The 14,833-nt window shown below is 62.1% G+C and carries 19 protein-coding genes; 6 read left to right on the top strand and 13 right to left on the bottom strand.

Annotated features, from left to right (window positions below; genetic code table 11):
• Positions 1-63: 63 nt before the first annotated feature.
• The 4 genes from IVB05_RS19490 to IVB05_RS19475 all read right to left on the bottom strand — a co-directional run bounded on the left by IVB05_RS19490 (position 64) and on the right by IVB05_RS19475 (position 4,630).
• The gene (locus IVB05_RS19490) at positions 64-564 is read right to left on the bottom strand and encodes a TlpA disulfide reductase family protein (RefSeq protein WP_247786219.1); all 501 of its coding nucleotides are present in this window, start codon (positions 562-564) and stop codon (positions 64-66) included.
• A complete protein-coding gene (locus IVB05_RS19485; protein WP_247786218.1) occupies positions 561-1,775 on the bottom strand; it encodes a sialidase family protein in 1,215 nt (404 codons plus the stop codon). The genes IVB05_RS19490 and IVB05_RS19485 overlap by 4 nt, the downstream gene beginning before the upstream one ends.
• Before the next feature lie 26 nt (positions 1,776-1,801).
• Positions 1,802-4,165: a TonB-dependent receptor gene (locus IVB05_RS19480; protein ID WP_247786217.1), complete on the bottom strand. Its 2,364-nt coding sequence runs from the start codon at positions 4,163-4,165 to the stop codon at positions 1,802-1,804.
• Between the two features lie 93 nt (positions 4,166-4,258).
• Complete coding sequence (locus IVB05_RS19475; protein ID WP_247786216.1) at positions 4,259-4,630, bottom strand: DUF2946 domain-containing protein; 372 nt, start codon at positions 4,628-4,630, stop codon at positions 4,259-4,261.
• Between the two features lie 511 nt (positions 4,631-5,141).
• Here IVB05_RS19475 and IVB05_RS19470 point away from each other — a divergent pair.
• From IVB05_RS19470 to IVB05_RS19450, 5 genes are all read left to right on the top strand, one after another.
• Entirely contained in the window at positions 5,142-5,543 is a 402-nt protein-coding gene (locus IVB05_RS19470; RefSeq protein ID WP_247786215.1) for a globin, read from the top strand.
• 153 nt (positions 5,544-5,696) lie between these two features.
• Positions 5,697-6,716 carry a sugar ABC transporter substrate-binding protein gene (locus IVB05_RS19465; protein WP_247786214.1) on the top strand — a complete coding sequence of 340 codons (1,020 nt, stop codon included), beginning with the start codon at positions 5,697-5,699 and terminating at the stop codon, positions 6,714-6,716.
• A gap of 6 nt (positions 6,717-6,722) precedes the next feature.
• Positions 6,723-8,225: a sugar ABC transporter ATP-binding protein gene (locus IVB05_RS19460; RefSeq protein WP_247786213.1), complete on the top strand. Its 1,503-nt coding sequence runs from the start codon at positions 6,723-6,725 to the stop codon at positions 8,223-8,225.
• A 10-nt stretch (positions 8,226-8,235) separates the two neighbouring features.
• Positions 8,236-9,270: an ABC transporter permease gene (locus IVB05_RS19455; protein WP_247786212.1), complete on the top strand. Its 1,035-nt coding sequence runs from the start codon at positions 8,236-8,238 to the stop codon at positions 9,268-9,270.
• 201 nt (positions 9,271-9,471) lie between these two features.
• Positions 9,472-9,957 carry a hypothetical protein gene (locus tag IVB05_RS19450; RefSeq protein ID WP_247786211.1) on the top strand — a complete coding sequence of 162 codons (486 nt, stop codon included), beginning with the start codon at positions 9,472-9,474 and terminating at the stop codon, positions 9,955-9,957.
• A gap of 6 nt (positions 9,958-9,963) precedes the next feature.
• On the opposite strand, the gene mtnK is transcribed toward IVB05_RS19450, so the two are convergent.
• From mtnK to IVB05_RS19430, 5 genes are all read right to left on the bottom strand, one after another.
• Entirely contained in the window at positions 9,964-11,274 is a 1,311-nt protein-coding gene (mtnK, locus tag IVB05_RS19445; RefSeq protein ID WP_247786210.1) for an S-methyl-5-thioribose kinase, read from the bottom strand.
• Positions 11,275-11,421: 147 nt separating this feature from the next.
• Positions 11,422-12,030, bottom strand: coding sequence for a class I SAM-dependent methyltransferase (locus IVB05_RS19440; protein ID WP_247786209.1), 609 nt, complete (start codon positions 12,028-12,030; stop codon positions 11,422-11,424).
• 18 nt (positions 12,031-12,048) lie between these two features.
• Complete coding sequence (locus tag IVB05_RS43535) at positions 12,049-12,180, bottom strand: hypothetical protein (RefSeq protein ID WP_256473406.1); 132 nt, start codon at positions 12,178-12,180, stop codon at positions 12,049-12,051.
• 13 nt (positions 12,181-12,193) lie between these two features.
• Positions 12,194-12,358, bottom strand: coding sequence for a hypothetical protein (locus IVB05_RS19435; protein ID WP_247786208.1), 165 nt, complete (start codon positions 12,356-12,358; stop codon positions 12,194-12,196).
• The gene (locus tag IVB05_RS19430; protein WP_247786207.1) at positions 12,345-12,662 is read right to left on the bottom strand and encodes a LysR substrate-binding domain-containing protein; all 318 of its coding nucleotides are present in this window, start codon (positions 12,660-12,662) and stop codon (positions 12,345-12,347) included. The genes IVB05_RS19435 and IVB05_RS19430 overlap by 14 nt, the downstream gene beginning before the upstream one ends.
• Before the next feature lie 68 nt (positions 12,663-12,730).
• Here IVB05_RS19430 and IVB05_RS19425 point away from each other — a divergent pair, with 68 nt between their 5' ends.
• Entirely contained in the window at positions 12,731-13,369 is a 639-nt protein-coding gene (locus IVB05_RS19425) for a class I SAM-dependent methyltransferase (RefSeq protein WP_247786206.1), read from the top strand.
• Between the two features lie 57 nt (positions 13,370-13,426).
• Here IVB05_RS19425 and IVB05_RS19420 read toward each other — a convergent pair whose 3' ends face one another.
• From IVB05_RS19420 to mce, 4 genes are read right to left on the bottom strand one after another with little or no spacing between them, the layout of a single operon-like run.
• Positions 13,427-13,780, bottom strand: a complete 354-nt coding sequence (locus IVB05_RS19420) for a hypothetical protein (protein ID WP_247786205.1) — start codon at positions 13,778-13,780, stop codon at positions 13,427-13,429.
• 18 nt (positions 13,781-13,798) lie between these two features.
• Complete coding sequence (locus IVB05_RS19415; protein WP_247786204.1) at positions 13,799-14,077, bottom strand: hypothetical protein; 279 nt, start codon at positions 14,075-14,077, stop codon at positions 13,799-13,801.
• A gap of 11 nt (positions 14,078-14,088) precedes the next feature.
• On the bottom strand, positions 14,089-14,364 hold the full coding sequence (locus IVB05_RS19410; RefSeq protein WP_214491674.1) for a DUF1467 family protein: 276 nt from the start codon (positions 14,362-14,364) through the stop codon (positions 14,089-14,091).
• Between the two features lie 6 nt (positions 14,365-14,370).
• Positions 14,371-14,775, bottom strand: coding sequence for a methylmalonyl-CoA epimerase (gene mce / locus IVB05_RS19405; RefSeq protein ID WP_247786203.1), 405 nt, complete (start codon positions 14,773-14,775; stop codon positions 14,371-14,373).
• Positions 14,776-14,833: the final 58 nt, after the last annotated feature.

Raw genomic sequence — 14,833 nt, 5'->3', positions numbered from 1 at the left:
CCGGGCCCGCAGTTGCCTTAACTTGAGAACGCAACGTTAATATTCACAATACCGGGAGTGTCTTTATTTGCTCGCGACTTTTTGCTGATCCAGCCATTTTTCGAGGTCCGGTATTTCTGCGGAACCCTCGATCGTGGTGACCGTTCCGTCCCGCGCGATCAGGAGCGTGCGCGGGATCTCACCCTGCCAGGTCGGATCGATCTCGAACCGGAGGCGTTCGACAAAACCGTCGTTGAAAATCCAGTTCTCCGCCGGCCCCAGCCCGGCCTTCTCCAGCATCGTGCGCGCCGCACCCGGCAGATTCGGAACGAGATCGGCGCTGATCATCACGACGTCGATCTCGGAATGGTCCTTCATGAACTGTCCGAGCAGTGGCAGTTCGACCTTGCACGGGCCGCAGGTAACGCCCCAGAAATGCACCAGCGTCGGACGCCCGGCGTGCGAACGCAGCACGTCCTGCCAGCTTCCACGCACGAACGGTTTGAGTTCAGAGGATGTCTCGGCTGCCGGCGCGGCGGCCAGAGAGGCAAACAGGAATATTGCAGCCAGCAGGCGCCGTTTCATGATCCGTCTCCGATCGGCAGAAGGCGATATCCGTCGGCCTTGGTCATCCAGGAAAGGAAGGTCGTCTGCCCGTCGCTCACGAGCAGCGGGTGGTCGGATGTATCAGTCGTCGTGGAGATCGCGACAGGCTTTGACCAGCTCTTGCCCTCATCATGCGAGGTCATCGCGTTGACCGAGGTCTTCTCGCCGTCGAACTCCTTCCAGACCATGGTGGCGCCGCGCGGGCCCGTCAGCACGTACGGCCGCGTAGGATTGCGATCGGCGCGGCCGAGCGGCAGCGGATCGGAAAACGTCCGGCCTTCGTCCTCCGAGCGGGCATAGAACAAGCCCTTCCGCACCTTGCCGTTGGTGTACCAGCTCACGTGGTAGGTGCCCGCGGGCGAGATCGAGAGACTTGGCCCATGATGCGGGCAAGCGGAAATCTGCCAATCGTCGTTGCTGACGCGGCGAACCGCGCCCGGCGTCGCCGGATCGGCGAACGTCATGACCGCGTGATCCCGCACGCCGCCTTCGAAGATGTTCCTGAACACGACAACGGGACGGCCGGGACCAGCGAACGCCAGACCGAGCCGGCAGCACTCGCAGGTGTTGTCGCTTGCCAGCCGCGCCTCGGAATAAACAGCGCCGCCGTCCTTCGACGACGCGAAGAACAGTCCCGCCCCTTCGTATTTCTTGCCCTCCTGCTGCGCGGGCACCCGGTTGCGCTTGTCGATACAGGCTGCAAACGCAGAACCGTCCGCATCGAGGCCGAGCGCCGCAAAGCGCTGGCTCTCGTTACTCGCTGTGATCGGCCGCAACTCGGCGAAGCTTTGGCCGCCATCGGCCGACCGGGTGGTGAGCACCTGGCCGTTGAACGCCTTGTCCCTGAAGATCGAAAACGCCAGCGCGATGCCGCCGCTTTTCTCGACGACGATCTGGGGACGCGCGTCCGGGCCCCAATCGAGCTTGAGCTTTTCCCTGGTTACCTGAACCGGCGTCGAGAAGCTGCGCCCCTCATCCTTCGAGCTTGCCACCGATATCTGGCCCCCCGCCATCCAGGCGAGCCACAGCGTGCCATCTGACGTGAAGGCTGGCGTCACCTTCGACGCGCAACGCAAGTCGACCTCCTCACACGCCGCTTCCGAGGCATGCTGATGATGGCTCATTTGCGCTTGCGCTGCGGTTTGGCAAAGCGAGAAGGCGAGCGTCGCGAGCAGGCTCATTCGCAGCATGGCTTTACTCCTCCAGTGTTGTCGGGTCATTTGAACGCCAGCTTCATTCCGGCGATGAATGCGCGCGGCGAGCCGGCGTAGATCGAACCGGTGTTGCTGAGACCTTGAACGCCCGCGCTGACCGAATTGCCGATGTTGTTGGCGGACGCAATGTAGGTCCGGTCGAACACGTTCCTGACTTCGACATACATGCTCAACGACTTGAAGTAGTCGGATTGCAGGTCCGTCTTGTAGTGGACGTTGAGATTGACCAGTTCGTAGCCGGGCGCCTTCTGCAAATTGGCGTTGTCCATGTAGAACGAATCCTTCCACTGAACCTCGACAAACGCCCAGAGGCCGGCAAGCGGCCCCCACATCTGTTCATAGCCAAGACGCGCCGTCAGTTCGTGCGGCGAGATGCCGGGAATCTTGTTGCCCGCGCGGTTGAAGCTGAAGATGGTCCCTGCACCTTGGCTCCTGATGTCTTCGGTATATTCGGTGTAGAATTGATCGAGATAGGTATAAGCCGCGGTGAAGCGCCAGCCCGGATAGAACTTCCAGTCAGCGGCGAGTTCCACCCCGCGGTGCTCGGACCGTGGCGCGTTGAACATGTAACTGACGCCGGCCGTGCGTGTCGCCTGGCTCACCAGTTCGTTGCGGAAGAACTCGTAGAAGCCGGTCGCGCTGAACTTGAGCGCGCTGTTTGGCGTCCAGTCGAAGCCGAGATCGTAACCGAGATTCTGTTGCGTCTGCAGTTGCGTGTTATTGCCGGACGTACCGTCCGAAAGGATGAAGAGGTTTCCGATCTGCGGGGTGCCGTATCCGGTGGCGACACGCGCACGGAACAGCCACTCGGGATTCAGCTTGTAGAGCAGCGCCAGTTCGGGTGCGGTGTTTTGAAATTGCCGGTCGGCGGTCGTCGGGGTGATCGTCGGCGGCGACGTTCCATAATTGTAGGCGGAATTGATTCCCTTCAGATGCGTGGTTTCCCACCCAATCCCGGCAATCGCCGTCAGTTGCGGCGTCAGCTTCAATTCCTCGCGCGCGCGAACACCGTAATTGGTGGTGTCGCTCCAGGTATTGCTGGACAGTCTGCCGAGCGTCGCGTTGCCGCCCGGCATGACGAATCTAGAGTCGCTCGACGCGGTGAGCGTATTGTAGAAGGCGCCGAAATAGGTGGTGGATTCCAAGCCGAGAATTTCACCGCGCTTGGTGACGTCGCTCATGTAGTTGTACGACGGAAAATCGCCGATCGCGCTGGTGCCTCCAGTCGGCTGGCTGATGTTCCGGTCGTCGAACACGAATTGATTTCGCCACGTCGTCGTGTTGTCGAAATCGTGCTCCCATCGCCCGCCGACGATCGTTCGCCTGTCGTCGCGGCCAAGGCCCGCCTGAGTAGCGGTGTGGAGTGTCGTTAAGCCATTAAAGCCATTGTTGAACAATGGCACCACCGGGCATCCGAGCGCGGCGTTCGTGCCCGTCGTGCAGCCCTGCTGGAACGGATTTTGATAATACTGGCCGAGCGTCTGGCGGAGCGGCAGCCTTGTATCGAGATTATTGTTGATGAACTTGACCGTAAACCGGTCGTCGGGCGTCACCTGCAAGGTGCCTAAAAAATTCACGGTCTGGGTGTTGAACCAGCTATTGCCGATAAAACCATCGCCGCGCGCGTCACTGGCAAACAACGAGTACTCGAAATTGCCGACCTTCTTGCCCGCGGCGAGATAGTTGTTGAGATAGCCGAAGCTGCCGCCTTCGACGCCGTATTCAACCCCGTCGATGGTCCGGCCCGGGCGGGTGCGGAAATTGAGCGCGCCGCCGGTCGCGTAGTTGCCATAGAGCGCCGACGACGGCCCCCGGATGACATCGATTGCGCCATAGGCCTTGGGGTCGATCAGGTCGCTGCGGGAAAGCCCGTCCGGTTGCGTGACCGGAAAACCGTCGTCGAAGATCACGAGGTTGCGGATACCAAAACCGTTGCGGGCGTTGGAGCCGCGGATCGAGATGCCGATATCGCGCGGTCCGTTGCCCTGCTTCACCGATATGCCGGGGCTCTCGCGCAGCACGTCGGCCACGGAGAACGACGGCCGGTTGTCGAACTGGCTGCGATCGATGGTCGTCTCGGTCTGGCCGTTTGGCGCCTGGTAAAGGAGCGCCCGCGCCACGCTCGGGGTAATGCCCGCGGTTAGCGACGCGGCAGGCGCGGGGTTGGCCGAAGGCGGCCTCGCCTGCGTCCGGGCGGACGAGCGAACGGCCGGCCTTCGGGCCGCGGGCCTGGCGGCTGTTGCGCGCGGCGCCTCGACGGTCACCGCCGGCAACGCCGTCTGGGCCTCTGCGGTCGACGGCGCAAGGGAGAGCGCGCTGCCGAGCACAGCTAAGCTCGCGCCACCCAAGGCATGATAACGATACATAAGATATTCCTGACGCCAGCTCTCTGGCCGGCTCGAATGACTGCACCAACCGGCACGGCAGTCGCCGCACCGATCATTGGGTGTTCCAGGTCGTCAGGAAATGGAGGGTGGCGCGCGCGCCTGCGCGTGGCTGCCGGCGCGAGCGTTCGTCAGCCGGAAGGCAAAATCGAACCAGGCCACCTGCTCGGCAACCCGCTCGACGGCGATCGCCGCAGTCTGCGGTACATCGACCGGCACGCCGGTGTCCAGCACGCTGCAAACCGAGCAGCACCCGTCATGGGCGCGGTGGCCGGCCTGATCGGCCTGCCCTGCACCGGGTGCACCATTGCCGTGGCAGATGACGGCGCCGGCCAGCGGATCGGAGGCCGCGATGCTCGCCGCCCAGCATGCGCCGATGGGTGCAAAAATCTGCACCACCAGGGCAATCAGAACAATTGGCAGAAAATTCTTCAGCCGCCGGCGCATCGCAAATCCATCCGCTTCAGACCTTAATCACCATGAGAGTCCGAAGTCGAGATCAGGTTCCCGGAACTATGTTGCCGCTTTAGGGAGTAAAGCTGGCGAAAAACGACGCGTTTTGCAGCTTTTAAAGGGCGCCCTACCCCGATACCAAGCCTCGGGCGAATTGCAGCTAAATCCACAACCATCAGTAGCAACTTCCCAATCATTTCGCAGAGTGCTGGAAATTTGAACAAACGTTGCCGAAAATGGTGACAAGACGAAAAAGATGGTCTACCAATTCAACCTCAGGCTGGCCGAGAGGCTTAAGCTTGGTGGTCCAAGTCTCGGGAGGAGCCCTGACGCGCACAAGCAGCGTCGCCTCGACAATCAAGAGCAAATCTAAATTTTCGGGGAAATTAAGGGTCGACACAATTTTTGAGCAGGGCTTGGCGCCCTGCTCTTTTTTTTTCGAGATGTTTCTTTTTTCAAGACGTCTTTTTTCGAGACGTCTTTTTTGCGACGATCGCAAGCGGCAATGATGGCATCGTCAAATCCGATCGAGCGAAGTTTTGAACTGGCCGCCGAGCGTTGCGAGGATCTGACGCCGCTGGTTTATCGCCGCCTGTTCGACGCGCATCCCGAAGCGCGGACGATGTTCCGCACCGAAGGCAGCGAACTCGTCAAGGGTTCGATGCTGGCTTTGACGATCGACGCGATTCTGGACTTTGCCGGAGACCGCACCGGCCATTTCCGCCTGATCATGTCAGAGGTTTCCTCGCACGACGCCTACGGCACGCCGCGCGAATTGTTCGTCGCGTTCTTCGGCATCATCGCGCAGGCGCTGCGAGAGGTCATCGGAGCGGACTGGTCGAACGAGATCGACGCGGCATGGCGTAAATTGCTCGGTGACATCGAAAGTCTCGTTGCAGCGCAGTGAAACGACAAGCGTCAAAATTTCCCGGAGCTCATTGATACTGGCGATCAAGTCGGCCGGTGGCGCAAATGCGCCGAGTGTGAAAGACTGCTTCGATCCGCGGTGCGTGCAATCGACGCCGTCGGTAAAAAAACAACGACAACGAGGGAGCGAGCGATGTCAGGGACTGAGAAAACCTCAACGACAAGGCGTAATCTTCTTCAAGCGGCGGCGACCGGCGGCGCGGCAACTGCCCTGCTCGGCGGGTTGGGCATCAACCCGGCGCTGGCGGCAGCCGCACGTTCGGAGAAGCCGCTGAAGGCGGCATTCTCCAATGCAGGCCTGCAGGCCACCTGGTGTGCCCAGGGCAAACAGGCGGCCGAATGGTGGGGCAAGCTGTTCAACGTCGAGGTTACCTGGTTCGACGGCCAGCTCGACGCGGTCAAGCAGCGCGCCGCGATCGACAACATGGCCTCGCAGAAATGGGATTTCGTCGCCATCCAGGCGTTCGGCATCGGCACCCTGACCCAGCCCGTGCAGAAGATGATCGATGCCGGCACGCCCGTGATCGACATGGACACGCTGATCGCTCCGCTCGACCAGATCAAGGTTCATTCGTTCCTCGCGCCCGACAATGAATTCATGGGTGCGTCGGTGACGCAGGCGCTTTGCAACGCCATGGGCGGCAAGGGCAAGATCATCATGACCCAGGGCGCGCTCGGCCATACCGGCGCCCAGGGCCGCGCCAAGGGTTTCGACACGGTCGTGAAGCAATTCCCCAATATCGAGGTGCTCGACACCCAGCCCGCGGACTGGGACGTCTCGAAGACAGCGCGGCTATGGGAGACCTATCTGACGAAGCACCCGCAAATCGATGCGGCCTTCTTCCACAATGACGACATGGCGCTGGCCGCCTACAACATCATGAAGGCGCGCAACCGCACCAACATCCTGATCGGCGGCGTCGACGCCATGCCAGCGGCGATCCAGGCGGTCAGCGAAGGGCGCATGTTCGCGACCGTCCGCAACCCCTCCTGCCGCATCCATGGCGGCGCCATCGTCGCCGGCGTCGCCGCGGTGACCGGGGGCGAGAAGAGCGGACAGGGTATCCCGAAGCATGTGATCACGGATGGCCCGGTGGTGACGAAAGCCAACGCGGCCGGCATGCAATGGATGGAGGATCACTTCCTGATCTGAGCCAGCATGTCCAGGGGACAGCAGCCCATCCTCGAACTGCACGACATCACGAAGGCCTTTGGCGGCGTCGAGGCGCTTCGTGGTGTCGACTTCGCGCTGACCGCCGGCGAGATCCATGGTCTCGTCGGCGAGAACGGCGCGGGCAAAAGCACGCTGATGAAGATCATCGCCGGCGTGCATGCGGATTTTTCCGGCCGGTTCGTGCTGGACGGAAGGGAGACCCGCTTTCGATCGGTGCGCGACGCGCACGCGGCCGGAATCGCGATGGTCCATCAGGAACTCAGCGTGGCGCCTGATCTAACGGTGGCCGAGAACGTGTTTCTCGGCAGCCAGCCGACCAACCGCCTCGGCTTCGTGCAATGGCGGCGCATGGCGCGGGAGGCCGGCGAGCAGCTCAAGCGGTTCGGTATCGATGTCGATCCGATGTCGCGGCTCGGCGACCTGCCGATCGGGCTGCAGCAACTGATCGAGATCGCCCGCGTGCTGTCCTCGGGCGCCCGCATCATCATCCTCGATGAGCCGACCTCGGCGCTGTCGCCGCCCGAAGTGGAGCGCCTGTTCGCGACGCTGAAAAGGCTGCGGGACGAAGGCACCAGCATCGTCTTCATTTCGCATTTCATCGAGGACATCCTGCGCGTCTCCGACACCGTGACGGTGTTCCGCAACGGCAGGAAGGTCGCGGAGACCGCCGCGTCGGAGACGAGCAAGCCGGCCATGATCGAGGCGATGATCGGCAAGGGCCGCGAGGCGCTGGAAGAGACCTATATCCACGACATCATGCTGCCGCCGCCGACGGATCAACCAGTGGTGCTGAACGCAAGCGGGCTGACGCTGGCCGGCCGCCTGCGCGAGGTTTCGTTCGAGGCCCGCGCCGGCGAGGTGCTCGGCATCTACGGTTTTATGGGATGCGGGCAGCTCGAGCTGGCGCGGATCCTGTTCGGCAAGCTCAGGCCTGACCAGGGCTCGCTGGCGATCGCCGGAGAACAAAAAGCCTTCCGCAGCACGGCCGGCGCCCGACGCGCCGGGATCGCCTTCGTGCCCGAGAGCCGGCGCGACATGCTGTTCCTGCAGGAACCGGTCTACAAGAACGTCTCGATCAGCATCCTCGATCGCATCTCATCATTGCTGCTCAAGCCGTCTCGCGAACGAGCGATCGCCAATCGGCAGGTCGAGCAGCTGCGGATCCGCCCGGCGGCCGTGGATCTCGACCTCGGCATGCTGTCGGGCGGCAACCAGCAGAAGGTGGCGCTGGCGAAGTGGCTGAGCTATCCGCCGCGGCTATTGGTGCTGTGCGAGCCGACCCGCGGCATGGATGTCGGCGCCAAGAACGACGTCATCCACATCGTCAGGGATTTGCGCGCAAAAGGACTCGCCATCATCGTTCTCTCCACCGAACCCGAGACGGTGCTGTCGCTTGCCGACCGCGTCATTGTGCTCAAGCGCGGTGCTGTCGTGCGGGAGTTTGCCAACGAACAGATCAGCAAGGACCGCCTCCTGGAAGCGGCGTGAGGAGACCGACATGACTTCAAGTGAAAGCGTGACAGTCGCCGCGGATCGGAAACGGCCTCGCGGGATCGCCGCGATGCTGCGCTCCCAGATGCGCAACATCGCGCCGTTCCTGACGCTGATCTGCCTGTTCAGCTTCTTCGCGGCAGCAAGCCCCTCCTTTGCGACGCTGGACAATTTCGGCAACATCCTGACCCAGATTTCGGTCACCGGCATCATCGCCGTCGGCCTCACCTTCGTGATCCTGTGCGCCGAAATCGATCTTTCGATCGCCGCCATCGCCAACGTTACCGGCATTGCGGTCGCCTATTTCACGCTGCAGGAATCCTACGTCAACATCGCCAACGTCCCGATGCCCGGATGGGCCGCGATCCTGCTGGCGCTGGCGCTGTGCGCCCTGCTCGGCCTCGTCAACGCGTTCGGGCTGACGGTGATCGGCATCCCCTCCTTCATCATGACGCTGGCGATGATGCAGATCGCCGCCGGCATATCCGCGCTGTTGGTGCGCGGGCAGATCGCCTACAAGGTGCCGCCGCTGGTGACGACCTTGGGGTCGACATCGATCGGCGGCATTCCCTGGATCGTGATCGTGGCAGCCCTGATGCTGCTCGGCGGCCATCTGGTGCTGACCTATAGCCGCTTCGGCCGCTACGTCTACATGGTCGGCGGAAACCGCGAGGCGGCGGAATATTCCGGCCTCAACGTCAAGCTCATCCTCGGCAGCGTCATGGTGATCTCGGCGGTGTGCGCCGGCATCGGCGGCATGCTCGGGGTAGCGCATTTCGGCAGCGCGCAGCAAAACGAGTTCGACAGTTATCTTTTGGATTCGATCGCCGCCGTCGTGGTCGGCGGCACCAGCCTCTTTGGCGGCCGCGGCGGCATCGGCAACACCATCGTCGGCCTGTTCGTGCTCGGCGTCCTCAACAACGGCCTCGATCACGTCAACATCGACAGTTTTTTGAAGATCCTGATCCGTGGCCTGATCCTGCTGGCGGCGCTGATCATCAACGTCTATGCGCAGAGATTGCGGGAGCGGGCTGTGGAGTAGCACTGGCCACGGCCAGAACCGGACGGGTCCATTTCTGGAACGGCCCTAAAATTGCTCGGGCCTTGCATGCTTCACCGCTAGGCCCCCGGCGCGCTGATGAGTACTCAACCGGAACCGTTGGATCACCGGCATTAGTATCTTGCAATGCATCTCTTCGGCTTGTAACAGCCGCCGGGTCAACAACGGCAAAACGCAAAAAGAATGAAAGTAAAAGCCCTGTTAATTGCACTGTCGAGCGCAGTTGCTAGCGTCGCATCGGCCGGACCGTTTGACCGTGCGCCGGATGATTTTAGCTCGATGTTGAACGAGACGTATCGGGAATTGGGATTTGCCCAACGCGCTCTGGAAATGAACTGCAAGACAACCAAACTCTATCGAGGTTGCGAATTCGAACTTGATGGCGTGCTGGTTTCGATTAACGGTCCGATGGGTCAAGGCCCGGGAACATCACATATACTTCTCGTTGGCGAGAAGAGCCGTCCAACTGATCCGAAGTTCGCGAATATCGCAACCAGCGTCATGGCGACGTATGCCCCGAGGTACAGGAGCAACGCGACAGGCGCCTTCAAGCAACTCGTCGCAAGCCTCCAAGAAGACGGACACAAGGGCGTGCTGACTGCGGACGGTGCCTATTTTTCCTTGATGCAGGTTGGCGCCAATGTGCATTTTCATGCCATGCCGGACTGACGCGCCCTACCCGGAAAAATCCGGCTGCCACTCCCGAACGTCCCGCGCCGCTTTCGTCACGGCGCCGATCGTGCGAAACGCGCCTGGGTCCACCATCATCGCCCGCGCCAGCCGCAAACTCCGCGCCTCGCAGACCGCCCGTCGCTTCGGGTCCTCGATCAATTCGAAATCGATGTTGTGCGCCAGCCCCAGAATGCGGCGGATGATTTTTGCGGCCGAGAACCCGATCGTGTCCTGGAACAGCCGTTCCATGTAGGCGTGCCGCTCAGCCTCCAGCCGCGCCGCGCCCGCCTCGCTTTCAAATAGCGTTTTTGGATAGGCGTCGCCGTGCGCTTCCGTGCGCCAGAGCTCGAGGAACTCGTGGGCGAACTCCGTCCAGACGTTTTCGATCGTTTCCAGCACCCAGACCTCGAACAGCCGCCGTTCGCCCGGCGAATGCTCATGACCGGCGGAGGCCAGATAGCTCATCAGGAGATTGCCGATGACCGCGCCGAGATCGAACCCCATCGGGCCGTAGAACGCGAACTCGGGATCGATCACGACAGTCGAGCCTTCCGTCACCATGATCGAGCCGGTGTGGAGGTCGCCGTGGATCAGCGCTTCCGGTGCGTTCAGGAATTTCAGTTTCAGCCGCGAGATCGCAACATGAAGGTCGAGGTCTTCGCGGAAGGCGGCCGCTGTCGCATCGAGCCAGGGCTGTGTCCAGCGGTTTTGTTCGGTCACGCGGTAGGGATCGGTGAAGATCAAGTCTTCGGTGATCTTGCAGAGCGCGTGGTTACCGGCGAACGCCGCAATCCCCTCCTTCTTCCGGGCAGCAGGAATCGCGAGGTCGGAAGAGAAAAACAGCGTGCGCGACAGAAAGGTCGCGATGTCCCCGACAAAGCCTGGATAGAGCGTGCCGGCAATCAGCCCCTTGCGCATGATGATATGAGGCTCGATCAACTCCATGACGACGAGCGCGAGCGCCTCGTTGTGGTGCAGCACCGCCGGCACCAGACCGGGCGCCAGCCGCGCCTGATGCGTCAGCGCCAGATATTCGTAATGCGAGCGCGACAGCGGCAGCGGCCAGCTTTCGCCGACGAGGCGCACGTAGGGCAGCGCCTGCTTGACGGCGATGCCGCCCGCGTCCCCCTTGACGATGAACACGAGGTTGAGGTTGCCGTCGCCGACCTCGCTGATCGTCCAGGACGCGGGTGCGCCGCCAAGCCGGGCGGCGACCGCGGAAAGCCCTGCGAGGTAATCCCGCAAATCAGCTTCATGAAGAATTCGGTATTCGTCCGGCCGGGGACCAGCCGACGATCGATGCTGTGAACTCATTGCTGTCGCCCCCCGTACCGGTGCGGGAGGCGCGGCTCACTCCCGTTCCAGGAAATTCGATCCGATATCGGCCTTTTTCTTGACCGGATCATAGTCGCAAAACGCTGTCAGCGACCAGCGTTCACCGTCCGCATTTGCCCCACCGTCTCAAATGAGCTGCGCGAGCCAGATAGTATGGCCGCCACAGTCGGGGTCCTCGACGACATGCCACACCACGCGAAACCCGTTCCGATCGAGCAATGAACGGTATTCGGCCGGGTCGAGGCTCGCATGATACAGCGGCTCGCCTTCGAAACTCCCAATCGCCTCCCCATGCGCAGGGCCGCTTGTGAACATCAGCACCGCGTTCGGCGCCGCGTGCTCGCGAAACACCGGAAACATCTGGCGTTGGTCGTCGTGGCAGAGGTGAAAGAAACTGTCCCAGGCAAGGATGCCGGAAAACTTCCGCTGCAAGGCAAGCTTGCGCATATCGGCGACGATCCATTCCTGCTTGGGAAAATGCCCTCGGCAGACCTCGATCATGGCCGGGGATGAGTCCACCCCAACGACGGGATGACCAAGCCCGATCAGATACGCGGCCATTGGCTCGGCGGATCCGCAGCCGAGATCGAGGATGGGGCCGGAAGGCGGCAGCGGCGCCCGGAAACGGTCGAGCCAGGGTTTTTCAAACAGGCCGGTACGCGCGCGACTCTCGATCCAGTCCCGCGCCTTGCGCTGGTACAGGCCGATGATCGCTGCGGCTTCTTCCGACGGCATCTACGAACTCACGTGCACCTACATCCGGGACAGTTCCTCGGCCAGGATACTCTGCATCAGCCGGATGCGGGGGCTGGATTGCAGGTCCCGGTGGGTGACCAGCCAGATCGGGACCGGGATCGGTGCCATGTCCGGCACCAACCTTCTCACTCCCGGTGTCCGGTCAGCCACCCTCGCGCAGCATGGCGGCGACACCCAGGCCGCGATTGACCATCTCCCAGACCGTGACCCCGGAATCCGACATCAGCCGGAAGTCGGCGGCGTCCATCGGAATGCCGATCCCACCAAGATAGCCCGAAAAGCGCACGGCATCGTCAAAACCGATCATATCTGCCCTCGCCATCGGCCGGTTCCGCAGGCATGCCATGGCGGGCGATCCAGTCCTCCGACGCATAGAATCCCGCCTCGGTATCGCGGATATGCTGACCGATCAGCCCAGGCCGATCGGGACGCACATGGCGAATGGCTATGTCCGCCTCTCGGCGGTGCAGATCGCTGAGTTCGTTGGAGGCCACGATCATGATCGTGATCTGCGGGGCGGTCGATCTGATGCGCGCGATGATCTCGGGCAGGACATAGGCAGAAAAAGTGTCGGTGGCCGAGATGCTGACACGCCCGCCGATCTCCTGCACCCGGCCGCTGGCAGCCAGGTTTCCCTGTCTGACGCATATAGTAAGCTCGCGGAAAAGGTGGACGGCACATGAGCATCACAAGCGACGCCCGTTTCTGGGACAGGTCTTCCCGCGGATACGCCAGATCCCGCATCGCGGATCCGAACGGATACGAGCGCACGCTCGAACGCGCGCGCGCCCATCTGCAGCCTGGAGACAGTGTGCTGGAACTGGGCTGCGGCACGGGAACGACGGCGCTGCGACTTGCGGATGGCGTGCGGAGCTATCTCGCGACGGACATTTCCGGCGGAATGATCGCCATCGCCGAAGAGAAGCTCGCGGTCGAGTCGATCCCGGCGCTTTCCTTTCGCACCGCGACCGCCGAAGAACTGGTCCACGAAGAAGGCCGGTTCGATGCCGTTCTGGGCTTCAACTATCTGCACTTGGTGCGCAACGTGCCGGGCACGCTGCGCAGCATCCATGTCCTGCTGAAGCCTGGGGGCCTGTTCATCTCGAAAACGCCTTGCCTGGGAGACATGAACCCGCTGATCCGGCTGCTCGCGCTACCCGCGATGCGAGCCATCGGAAAGGCGCCGCATGTCAGCTCCCTCGGCGCGTCCGCGCTGGAGCGGCTGATCATTGACGCGGGTTTCGACGTCCTTGTCAGGGAAAGCCACGCCAGCAAGGGCAAGGACCAACGCCCCTACATTGTGGCCCGCAAGCGATGATCTAAACGCCCGGACTCAGGTCTCGCCAGAGCTTTCGTCAGTGGCGCGGCGCTGACCCTAGAATGTTTCCCGTTCCAGGAAGTTCGATCCGATGTCGGCTTTCTTCTTGATCGGATCATAGTCACAAAAGACGCTGTCGGCGACCAGCGTGTAGCTTGGGATGATCGTGTCTTTGTTGAGCTTGACCGAACTCACGCCAATGACGGCGGTCTGCTTGCCGCCGGTCCATTTGAACGGGGTCGTGCTCTGCGCCCGCTCGCAGGCCGCCACCGCGTCGGCGAAGACCGAGCTCTCGACGAAGGCCTTCACCGTCCGAAGCTGCCCCAGCGTCTTCCAGTTCATATAGAACGATCCGGCAAGGCCGGCGGCGAGCAGCACCACGAGCGCCAGCAAAATTCTTTGAATAGTCATTCCAGTCCCCCCGGCAAGCTAACGCTTGCCCTCGTTTGAACGAGACAGTGTTCCTTCATAAGTCGTTGAGAGCCCGGTTGTCCGGCGAAGACCGGGGACCGGAGACGCCTTGATTTCCCGGTGTGCGGCAACGGAACGGTTCGTCCTGAACGGCGCCTGTCCGGCTCCGCAATTTTCCTGATTGGCGTCGCAGGCCATCAGACAATTGGTTTCCTCCATGGCGGATTGATCCATCGCGACAGCCTGGCCGCCGACCGATACAAGCAGCAAAATCATTGGAATTGCGCTGCGCAGCATTGTGCTCGATCCTAGAACGGCAGCCCCATCAGCTTCGACAGCCGCTCGATGTTCAGATAGCCTTGGTGATACGCCCACATCCCGATGCCGAAAACCACAGCCGAGATCAGCGTGGTCCAGAGCAGCTTGTAGCCCATCCGCGCCATGACCGGCGCACCGGGATCGGTGCCGGGAGCCCCCTCGCCGTCCTCATGCTGGCTGCGGACGCCGAACGGCAGCGTCACGAACAGCACGACCCACCAGAGCACGAAGTAGATCGCAAGCGCGGTGGAGATGCTGTAGGCCATCGGGGTTCAAGCCTGTTCGATTTCGACGAGCGCGCCGGAAAAATCCTTCGGGTGGAAAAACAGCACCGGCTTGCCATGCGCGCCGATCTTCGGCACGCCGTCGCCGAGCACGCGCGCGCCCTGCGCGATCAGGGTATCGCGCGCGGCGATGATGTCGGGCACGTCGTAGCAGATGTGATGGATGCCGCCGTCGGCGTTGCGCTCGACGAACTTGGCGATCGGCGAGGCCTCGCCGAGCGGCTGGATGAACTCGATCTTGGTGTTGGGCAGCGTCACGAACACGGTGATGACGCCATGCTCCGGCAGCGGCACCGCGCCGGAGATTTCGGCGCCGAACGCGCCGCCATAGATTTTTGCAGCCTTTTCCGCATCCTTGACCGCGATCGCGACATGATTGAGCCGGCCCAGCATGACTACTCCACTCCCTGCTTCCTGCGTCTTCCCGACGAGAGCCCGCCAGCTCGCCTGA

Origin of the sequence: Bradyrhizobium sp. 170, assembly GCF_023101085.1 — a bacterium.
Lineage (GTDB): Bacteria > Pseudomonadota > Alphaproteobacteria > Rhizobiales > Xanthobacteraceae > Bradyrhizobium.
The sequence above is the reverse complement of the archived record's forward strand: the minus strand, read 5'-3'. Positions and strand labels throughout refer to the sequence as shown.